At 61.6% G+C, this 8,977-nt stretch carries 8 protein-coding genes and 1 pseudogene; 4 read left to right on the top strand and 5 right to left on the bottom strand.

Features of this window, described 5'->3' with window-relative positions:
• Positions 1-332: 332 nt before the first annotated feature.
• A pseudogene (locus QCE88_RS41655) lies at positions 333-671 on the top strand (LysR substrate-binding domain-containing protein); the annotation flags it as partial.
• Positions 672-747: 76 nt separating this feature from the next.
• On the opposite strand, the gene QCE88_RS41650 reads toward QCE88_RS41655, so the two are convergent.
• Complete coding sequence (locus tag QCE88_RS41650) at positions 748-1,161, bottom strand: hypothetical protein (protein WP_309911877.1); 414 nt, start codon at positions 1,159-1,161, stop codon at positions 748-750.
• A gap of 85 nt (positions 1,162-1,246) precedes the next feature.
• On the opposite strand from QCE88_RS41650, the gene QCE88_RS41645 reads away from it, so the two are divergent.
• Positions 1,247-1,540: a DUF6723 family protein gene (locus QCE88_RS41645; RefSeq protein ID WP_309911875.1), complete on the top strand. Its 294-nt coding sequence runs from the start codon at positions 1,247-1,249 to the stop codon at positions 1,538-1,540.
• A 38-nt stretch (positions 1,541-1,578) separates the two neighbouring features.
• Here QCE88_RS41645 and QCE88_RS41640 read toward each other — a convergent pair whose 3' ends face one another.
• Positions 1,579-4,008 carry a membrane-bound PQQ-dependent dehydrogenase, glucose/quinate/shikimate family gene (locus tag QCE88_RS41640; RefSeq protein WP_309911874.1) on the bottom strand — a complete coding sequence of 810 codons (2,430 nt, stop codon included), beginning with the start codon at positions 4,006-4,008 and terminating at the stop codon, positions 1,579-1,581.
• 55 nt (positions 4,009-4,063) lie between these two features.
• Positions 4,064-4,282 (bottom strand): DUF2795 domain-containing protein, encoded by a 219-nt coding sequence (locus QCE88_RS41635; RefSeq protein WP_309911873.1) that lies wholly within the window; start codon positions 4,280-4,282, stop codon positions 4,064-4,066.
• A 428-nt stretch (positions 4,283-4,710) separates the two neighbouring features.
• Between QCE88_RS41635 and QCE88_RS41630 the strand changes: the two genes are divergently transcribed.
• Positions 4,711-5,736 (top strand): HAMP domain-containing sensor histidine kinase, encoded by a 1,026-nt coding sequence (locus QCE88_RS41630; RefSeq protein WP_309911872.1) that lies wholly within the window; start codon positions 4,711-4,713, stop codon positions 5,734-5,736.
• A gap of 238 nt (positions 5,737-5,974) precedes the next feature.
• The gene (locus QCE88_RS41625; protein ID WP_309911870.1) at positions 5,975-7,183 is read left to right on the top strand and encodes a zinc-dependent alcohol dehydrogenase; all 1,209 of its coding nucleotides are present in this window, start codon (positions 5,975-5,977) and stop codon (positions 7,181-7,183) included.
• Positions 7,184-7,258: 75 nt separating this feature from the next.
• Here QCE88_RS41625 and QCE88_RS41620 read toward each other — a convergent pair whose 3' ends face one another.
• Both QCE88_RS41620 and QCE88_RS41615 read right to left on the bottom strand, forming a co-directional pair.
• Complete coding sequence (locus tag QCE88_RS41620; RefSeq protein WP_309911868.1) at positions 7,259-7,492, bottom strand: hypothetical protein; 234 nt, start codon at positions 7,490-7,492, stop codon at positions 7,259-7,261.
• Between the two features lie 770 nt (positions 7,493-8,262).
• Positions 8,263-8,977, bottom strand: a 715-nt coding sequence (locus tag QCE88_RS41615; protein WP_309911867.1) for a c-type cytochrome, incomplete at its 5' end; no start/stop codon positions are given.

Genomic DNA, 8,977 nt, shown 5'->3' with positions numbered 1-8,977 from the left:
CTTTGCCCACCCATGCGGCTCTGGCAGCGATGCTAACCCGCGTTGATGCCCCACGCCAGGCCAGCCCCTCTACCCACGGAAAGTCATACTGACTTACGCAGCGCCGCACCGGGCGGTCGATTCTGATCTACACCTATGACACGCCGAATCTGCTGAACGTCCTGGCGACGTGGCGGCTGGAGATCGGCGTCGCGGTCGGGGCAGCCGAGTCACGGGCTCGAGACTGCTGCGCTGATGCGCAGCCCGATCTACTGTGCGGTGCCGAAGGACCATCCGCTCGCGCACTGGCCGCTGATTAGCGAGAGCGATCTGGATGGCGTCGATGCGTCAGTCTCTCGCGAGTCGAGAGCGCGCAGGCGAGCATCGACCGAATGTTCCTCGTCGAGAACGCGCGGCCCAATGAAATGATGCAGGCGCCGCTGATGGCGGCGGCGATCCGGATGGCCGAGGAGGGCGTCGGTGTGACGCTCACCGACGTGTTCGGAATGGACGTCGCCCGGCGCGACCGGCTGGTGTTCCGGCGTTTTGGGCCGGCCATATTCTTCGACTACTTCGCGGTGTGGCCTAGGAATCGGGAGGCGGATTTTGATCGCGATGAGCTGATCGCGCTATTGCGGCAGGCTGCGAGAGGCGTGCTCGAAGACGGCGCGAAACTCGTCGATTTTTCATGACGCTGTCCGCATGATCCCGTCCGGCGATGATCACGGCGCTCGTCGACTACTTTGAGCAGCATCTGTCCGAAGGGATCTAACTGGAAGTACTTTGCAGCAAGATAGCGGCGTTGGGCATGACACATCTGGCGAGATAGATCGCTTCGTCTTTTGTTCTCGCCTGTGCAAGCGAGACCCCGGCGGTACCAGGAAACTCGACCTGCCACCCTCCGCATGAATCTGGCCGGACAATGACCGCAGCACTGTCGACGCCGTTCCCTGCGCTCATGAAGTCCTCACTCGTAATAATGCACGGGATCCAAGTATGAACGTCGAAGAATTGTTTGAATGCGTACGGAACCGTCGCATGAAGCGTCGGGCTGATGCTGATAACCTGATAAAGCGGGGAATGCGCGGCTTCTCGACAATCTGCGCAGGGCGAATGCTTTGAAGAGCTATCAACTGCATATCGCCATGTATGTGCGGATCCGACCATAACTTTTTCGTTCATGACGAACGTAATCCGACTATTACGTACACGCCGCGTATGGGTGCTTAAGGTCAGAATCGAATCCTGATCACTATCCATCCTCACCATGCGTCAGAACTTTGGCAAACGGCCGAAACTCGTGCTCTTCGCGAAGCCGGCAACGCCTCATCCAGGTACCACGCCGGATGACTTCGCAATTTACGCGTCTTACCGCGGCAGTCAGACTGCGGGTTATATGGGAACGTTGAAAGTCGTGCGGAAGACGGATAGCAGACTGCTCTTTCCGTTTGACGGAGCGGAACAGATCGGGCCGTTCAAGACAGTGAACGAGGCTATCCAGGCCGCTCAGGCCAAGGGCGAGAGTATCGTGACCGGCGATATCGCAAACCCCGAGATCTAAGCGGACGCAGCGTCAGGACGGGTGCGCCTGCGACGGGCTCAGGGCAATGCATAGGCGATGACGTAATCACCGAGCGTCGTCCTGAAGGAGCCATGCCCTCCCGCCGCAATCAGCACATATTGTTTTCCATTGGCTTCATAGGTCATGGGCGTCGCCTGGCCACCCGCCGGAAGCCTGGCTTGCCACAGCTCGGCGCCGTTGTCGGTACCGTAGGCGCGCAGGTAATTGTCGGCGGTTGCCGCGATGAAGAAGACATGGCCTGCGGTCGTGACGGGTCCGCCAAGCATCGGCATGCCCATCCGGAAGGGGATCGGAATCGGTGACGCGTCGCGCGTCGTGCCGATGCGCTTCTTCCATATAACCTTGTTCGTGTCGAGATCGAGCGCGGCGACATAGCCCCATGCAGGTTGCTTGCAGGGCAGGTTCAGGGGCGACAGGAACGGATTCAGTTCGACACCGTACGGCACGCCATACTGCGGCTGGATGCCGACCTCCGTGCCGGTGCCTGCCTGCCCCGCCTGGGGCGGCTCGACTGGATTCCCGGGGCCGCGCGGTACGAGTTGCGAAACGAAGGGCAACGCAATGGGATTGGCAATGGCAAGTCGACGATCGGTATCGACGGCAAGCCCGCCCCATTCGAACATGCCCAGATTGCCGGGGAAGACCAGCGTGCCCCGTTCCGACGGCGGCGTGAACGGTCCTTCATAGCGCAGCCGGTGAAACATCACGCGGCATACTAACTGGTCGAACATCGTTGCGCCCCACATGTCAGCCCCGGTCAGGTTCTTCTGTGGGCGGAAGGTGAGTTGCGAGAACGGCTGCGTAGGCGACAGACGATCTCCCTTCGCCGGGCCCTGCGGCACCGGCTGCTCGGGTGCCGGCACGATCGGCCTGCCGGTGCGGCGATCGAGCACGAAGATGTTGCCTGTCTTGGCTGGTGCGTAGATGGCAGGCACGGTATTGCCGTCCCGGTCCTGGATATCGGCGATGGTCGGCTGCGCCGGAAGGTCCATGTCCCAGAGATCGTGGTGGACGGTCTGATAGAACCAGGCGAGTTTGCCGGTGGTTGCATTGAGCGCAAGCAAGCCGCTCGCGTAACGTTCCTGGTCCGGCGTGCGATGGCCGCCCCAGATGTCCGGCGTGGACACGCCCATAGGCAGATAGACCAGATCGAGTTGCGGATCGTAGGCGGCGGGCGCCCAGGAATTCGGCGAGTTCTGCGTGAAACTGTGCTGATCGTCGGGAATGGCGTTGGGGTCGCGCGCGCCGGGATCGAATGCCCACAGAAGCTTGCCTGTTTCGACATCGAATCCGCGAATGACGCCGGACGGTTCGCGCGTGCCGAAGTTATCGGTCACGGCCCCCGCAACGACGATCACTTTCGCGGTCACGACGGGCGGCGACGTCGGCTCATATTGACCCGGTGTCTTGACCGGCTGAAGGTGCTGGAGGTCGAGCACCCCGTTGTCCGCGAATCCGGGGCATGGCTTGCCGGTATCGGCATCGAGTTCAAAGAGGCGGCCATCGTTCACCGGCAACACGACACGGCGGGCGCACGTGTTCCCTGTTACGGGCGTGCCGCTTCGACGGGCGGCCGAACTCTCCGGTGTCTCATGCCAGGACACGCCACGGCAGGTGACGTGCTGGAAACTGGGATCAGGCTTGAGTCCTGGATTGAAGCGCCATTTCTCACGGCCCGTTGCGCCGTCTATCGCAATGGCATTCTGGTGCGGCGTGCAGAAGTAGAGCGTGCCGTCAACGGCGATCGGCGTGACCTCGTCAGTGATTTCGACGGGATCGTCCGGACCTTTCATGTCGCCGGTGCGAAAGCGCCATGCTTCCCTGAGATTCGCAACGTTCCTGTCGTTGATCTGCGCCAGCGGTGAGTAACGCGTGCCGCCCTGCGTATTGCCGTAGGCGAGCCAATCGCCCGGCTTCTGGTTGATTCCGGCTCGCGTTCCGGTAGCGTTGACGGGCTTCTCTTCCGCGCGGCTCAAGCTCCCGTCAATCTGTTGCGGATCGTTGAAGCTGGCGTAGCCCAGCGCGACCCCGGACAGTACGAGCGTGGCGGCAAGCGCGAACGCAGCCGCCCGCGTGGGTTCAAGTATGGATCGACGAACGAACGGCAACAGCAGCCAGATGCCCGCGACAACCAGCACGTCGAGCCGTGGCGCCAGCGCCCAGAAATCGAAGCCGGCTTCCGCTACTGCCCAGCCGAGCGTACAGAGCAGCAGCAGCGCATACAGCCAGAGCGCCAGGACTTGGGCGCGCCAGAAACACCACGCCACCATCAGCAGCACGATGCCGGTCAACGCGTAGTAAGGCGTTCCGCCGATCATGACAAGCCAGCTGCCGACGATGACGAGATAGAGTCCCGCGAGCGCCAGAAACACGACCGACAGCCAGCCGGGCACAGAAAGACTGCGCCGCGGCGCCGGACGAGGAGGGATGGATGATGGAGCGTTCATTCTCTGCATGTCGTCAACGTGATTTCGCCGTTTTGCACGTCCGCGAGTGGAAGGCCTAGCCCTCGGCGCCTACTGCCTTGGATACTTCTGCGGGCGTCTGGAAGTCCTGGTCAGGCAGCTTTTCGAGCGCAGACATGACGTCGTCGCCGGCACTGTGTTTACGAGCCGTCTCGATGATGGTCTGCCGGTTCGCCGGGTAGTCGATACTCTTCAAGGCCTTCTGCAGTTCGATGAAGACACTGTTCGAACCGCCACCTGCATTCTGCGTAGTCATGGATGTCCTCCGGTGATCGACAACAAGATCAGTTTCAGCCGCAGGTGACTCACAGCAGTCGGTGTGCCAATGTTCCTCGTCACGCATCCAGTGTCCGTCGCATGAGAAGTCCAGAGCGTGCTATTACATGACCGGCAGCTTGCGGATGGCAACGGATACGTACACGGAGAAGTGCGTCTGTCGCCTTTTTCTGGTCGTCGAACTGTGGCCTACTTGGAAGAAGGTTTCGGCGCTTCAGTCACTGTTATCTCGCTTCGCTCCTCGCCGGGACGCCCACGTCCGTCAAGGACACCATCGGGGACAGCATGGATCTTGCCGATTTCATCGAGTCGCATCTTGAATGGGTGCTGACTGACTGGGCGGCGCAGGCCGGCCGGCTGGGCGTCGCCGAACCGCATCCGCAGCCCGGCGAACTGGAAGACTCGGCCGTGCGTCTGGTCAAGCAGATCGTCGCCGACATGCGACGGCCGCAAACGGAAGTCGACCGCGATGCGAAAGGTATCGGCGACAGGCCACACCATTCGCCCGGCGTCAGCAGTGCTGCGCGTGCCCACGCAGAACAGCGTCTCAAGCTTGGCCTGTCGCTCAGCGACATGGTCGCGGAATATCGCGCGTTGCGCGCGAGCGTGGTTCGCCACTGGTTCGACGCATCGCTCGACGAGACCGAGGAAAACACGCATCAGCTCGTACGTTTCAACGAAGCAGTCGATCAGGCGCTGACTGAATCCGTCGCGTGCTATTCGAACTCGCTGCAGCGCATGCGGGATGTGTTCGTGGGCATCCTTGCACACGATCTGCGAACGCCGCTGGGCGCCATCTCCAATTCCGCCCAGTATCTGATGCGCGTGGAAGATCTGTCCGAGAAGCCACTGCGAGCCGCAGCGAACATTCACCGCAGCAGCCAGAGGGCGCAGATGATCGTCGGCGATCTCGTCGATTTCACGAGAATCCGTCTCGGGGGCATGCTGCCCATCAAGCTTGGGCCGGTGCGTCTCGATCAAGTCTGTGAGCACGCCCTCGCCGAGATCGGCGCCTTGCACCCGGCGCAGACCCTGCAGCCGCATTTTCACGGCAACCTTGCGGGTGTATGGGACGCCGCCCGAGTCGAGGAAATGCTCGTCAACCTGCTTGAGAATGCCATTGATCATGGCAGGGAAGGGGGCGACATTGTGCTCGAAGCCACCGGTCTGGAGGGCACGGTAACGCTGTCCGTGACCAACGAGGGCAACCCGATTCCCAGTGAGGACCTTCGTACGCTGTTCGATCCGCTCAAGCGACGGGCGTCTTCGCCGACGCCCCGCCGGGCAGGCGCCGGTCTGGGTCTGGGACTCTACATCGCGCGGGAGATTGCAACGGCACACGGCGGCGCGATTACCGTGACGTCGTCGCACGTGACCCGCTTTACTGTGACATTACCGCGCGAATCCGCGCCGAACGAGCGCCCGCCCGAGTGAGCACAGTGTCCGTTTTTTCACGGTGTGCCTGGAACCGCGCGGTCCTCGTCTGACCGGTTTACACCCGGGCCCGCGCGTTGCGGGCGGATTGGCGAAGGGCAACTGCGATGCACGCGATTACCCATTCATCCGGGCATCGCAGCAGGCTACCGAATCTTCAAATAGTCGGCGCGATTCCGGGCGTGCCGACGAAAGCACGCATAGCGTTGCTTTCTCCAATCCAGACAAGGAGCCAACCATGAAAGCGGTCGTTTTTCGCGCTGTCGGCAACATCTCGCTCGACAATGTCGCCGATCCGTCCATTCAGCACGACCAGGACGCCATCGTCCGGATCACAGCGAGCGCCGTGTGCGGAACGGACCTGCACATGGTGCGTGGAACGTTGCCTGGGATGAAGCCCGGGACCATTCTCGGTCATGAAGGCGTGGGTGTGATTGAAGAGATCGGCAAGGGCGTGCGCAACTTCAAACGTGGCGACCGCGTGCTGATTCCGTCAACGATCTCGTGCGGCCATTGTTCGTATTGCCGCAAGGGCTACACCGCGCAATGCGACGAGGCGAATCCCAACGGCGCGGCAGCCGGCACCACATTCTTCGGCGGACCGCAGTCGACGGGTCCGGTCAATGGCCTGCAAGCGCAATATGCGCGCACGCCGCTTGCCCATGCAAGCCTGATCAGACTGCCGGAAAACGTCGACGACGAACGTGCGATCCTGATCTCCGATATCTTCCCGACTGGTTTCTTCGGTGCGCAACTTGCCGAAGTCGGACGCGGCGATACCGTGGCGGTGTTTGGCGCGGGTCCGGTGGGTCAGTTCGCGATAGCCAGTGCGTTCATGCTTGGAGCAGGTCGCGTGATCGCCGTCGACCGGCTCGCGGATCGGCTTGAGATGGCGCGCGCGCAAGGCGCGGAAGCAGTCAACTTCGTTGAGGAAGATCCGGTCGAGGCCATTCTCGCGTTGACGGGCGGCGTTGGCGTGGATCGCGCGATCGATGCAGTGGGCGTCGATTCACAACATGCGCAGCAAGGTCCCGCAGCCACGCAAGACAGCGTGGAGCGAGGCGAATCCGAAAGCCGGATCGTCACGCCCGAGCGCAACGTGGCGAACGGCAACTGGGTGCCCGGCGATGCACCCACGCAGGCTCTCGACTGGAGCATCGGCGCGTTGGCGAAGGCGGGCACGCTCGGCATCATCGGCGTCTATCCGCCCGGCGACCGCTTCTTCCCGATCGGGGTGGCGATGAACAAGAACCTGACGCTCAAGATGGGAAACTGTAACCATCGCGCAGTTACGCCAGGATTGATCGAGCGTGTGCGCAACGGCTCCTTCGACCCGTTGCACGTGCTGACCACGCGCGAGCGGCTGATGAACGTCATCGATGCCTATAAGGCATTCGACAAGCGGCAACCGGGCTGGATCAAGGTTGCGCTGGAACCTGTCGCCTGAAGCCGGAAACTGCGAAGCCGCCCGAGTCGGGCATGCCGATCATCAAACCTTCGGCCGGCAGTGCGGGCTGCCATGTTATGAGCCGTCGCGCTCGAGTCGCGCGATATGTTCGACGATGAGTTGTCGATGCTCGATCATGGCTTTGAGCGTGCCTTGGAGCGTCGCCAGCAAGTCAACGGCCGTTTCAGTATTGTGTCCATCCCGGCGCAGCTCTTCCACGATTTCGCTTTGTCGGGCAATTCGCGACCGAGCCTGCTCAATGTCACGGTCCGCCTTGGCCAGGACCTGCTTCTCGTCGTCGATGTTCATGTGCGCCTCCGTTCGAATTTACAAAACTGAACAAGAATGGAGCAAATCTGGCGTCTCTCGGGCGTGTTGATTCGACGGAGTACGGCTTGATAGGCAAGCTATTCGTACTCCCCGGCACCATCAAAATTTGTTCAAACTTGCACTCGCGCCGGTCGCACGGCGTGTTTGACCTCGGAAGTTCTTAAGCCCGCTATATGCGGGCTTCTTTTCGCTTAAGCGTTTCTTAAGTTCTTCGCTGCAACAATATCAGGCTGGTTTCCATCGCGGCTCGCTCCAGGTCGCTTGTCATCGATTTCAGAGCGGTTTAGGGCCCATGGGACTTGTTCAATACTGCGTCACGTGCGGCGGGTCTTTCTTCTCCAATGATGATGCGTCTGCCAGCAATTTTTGTCCCGTATGCCGGTCGCCGCTTTTTCTGGCCATTGCAACGACCGTCAAGTTTGCGCAGGCTGCGAACGATCCGCACCATTCGGCAAACGACCCGCCCGAGGCGGAGTGATCACGGTCTTGACCGGCATGGTCGTGTCAGCAGTAAGTCGAGATAGCATTCCACGGCTTCGGACGCTGCCCACTCGCCAAGACAATCATTCGCGCAAGCGCATCTACAAGAAGCAAGGTCGAAGGCAAGCCGGTGCACGGCGGCTCGATGCCGCGCGCCGCCGTAAAGAAAGGAGAACAAGATCATCTGGTTCGCGCTGTTTCTCCTTGCGCCGCCGATGGGCATGCCGAACGCATGCAGTTGGTCCCCGGCCTTCAACCTGTTCTTTAGCCTACTTGTGCAGCGTGCTGCGCAGCGACGCCACGTCGTTCGTGGTGATCGGGCGCGCGTCGTTGCCCCAGGAGGCGCGCACGTAGGTCAGCACTTGCGCAATCTGCACATCCGTGAGGCGTTCAGCAAACGACGGCATTGCCTGGCGCGGCGGCCCGTGAATGGTCGCCGGACCGTTGCCGCCTTCGACCAGCAGCCGTATGAGGGACGTCGTGTCTTCGCCGATGACAGAGGGATTGCCAGCCAGTGCCGGAAACACTTGCGGCACGCCCTTGCCGTCATGGCGATGGCACTGCGCGCAAAAGCCCGCGTAGACCGCGGCGCCCTGTGCGGGCGGAACGTCCGGCGCCCGCGTTTTCAGCCGCCCAGGTTGCGCGAGTGCTGGATCGAAGACACCGTCGGCGGCGCCGGTCGCAGGCAACGTCTTCAAATACACCGCGATGGCACGCAGGTCGTCATCGGTCAGGTACTGCAGGCTGTCCTCGATCGTTTCAACCATGCTGCCATACGCCGCGATGCCCGCGCCGTGACCGGTCTTCATGAAGGCCGCGAGGTCTTCCGCTGTGATGCGTGCAAGACCCGAACCGGGGTCCGCACGCAGGTTCGACGCGAACCAGTTGTCGTTGAGGCCGCCCGAAAGGAACGCTTGCGATGATTCGTCATAGCCGCGCTCCTGATATCCGAGGCCGCGCGGCGTGTGACACGAACCGCAATGT

This window comes from Caballeronia sp. LZ035 (assembly GCF_031451175.1).
In the GTDB taxonomy this organism is placed as follows: Bacteria; Pseudomonadota; Gammaproteobacteria; order Burkholderiales; family Burkholderiaceae; genus Caballeronia.
The sequence above is the reverse complement of the archived record's forward strand: the minus strand, read 5'-3'. Positions and strand labels throughout refer to the sequence as shown.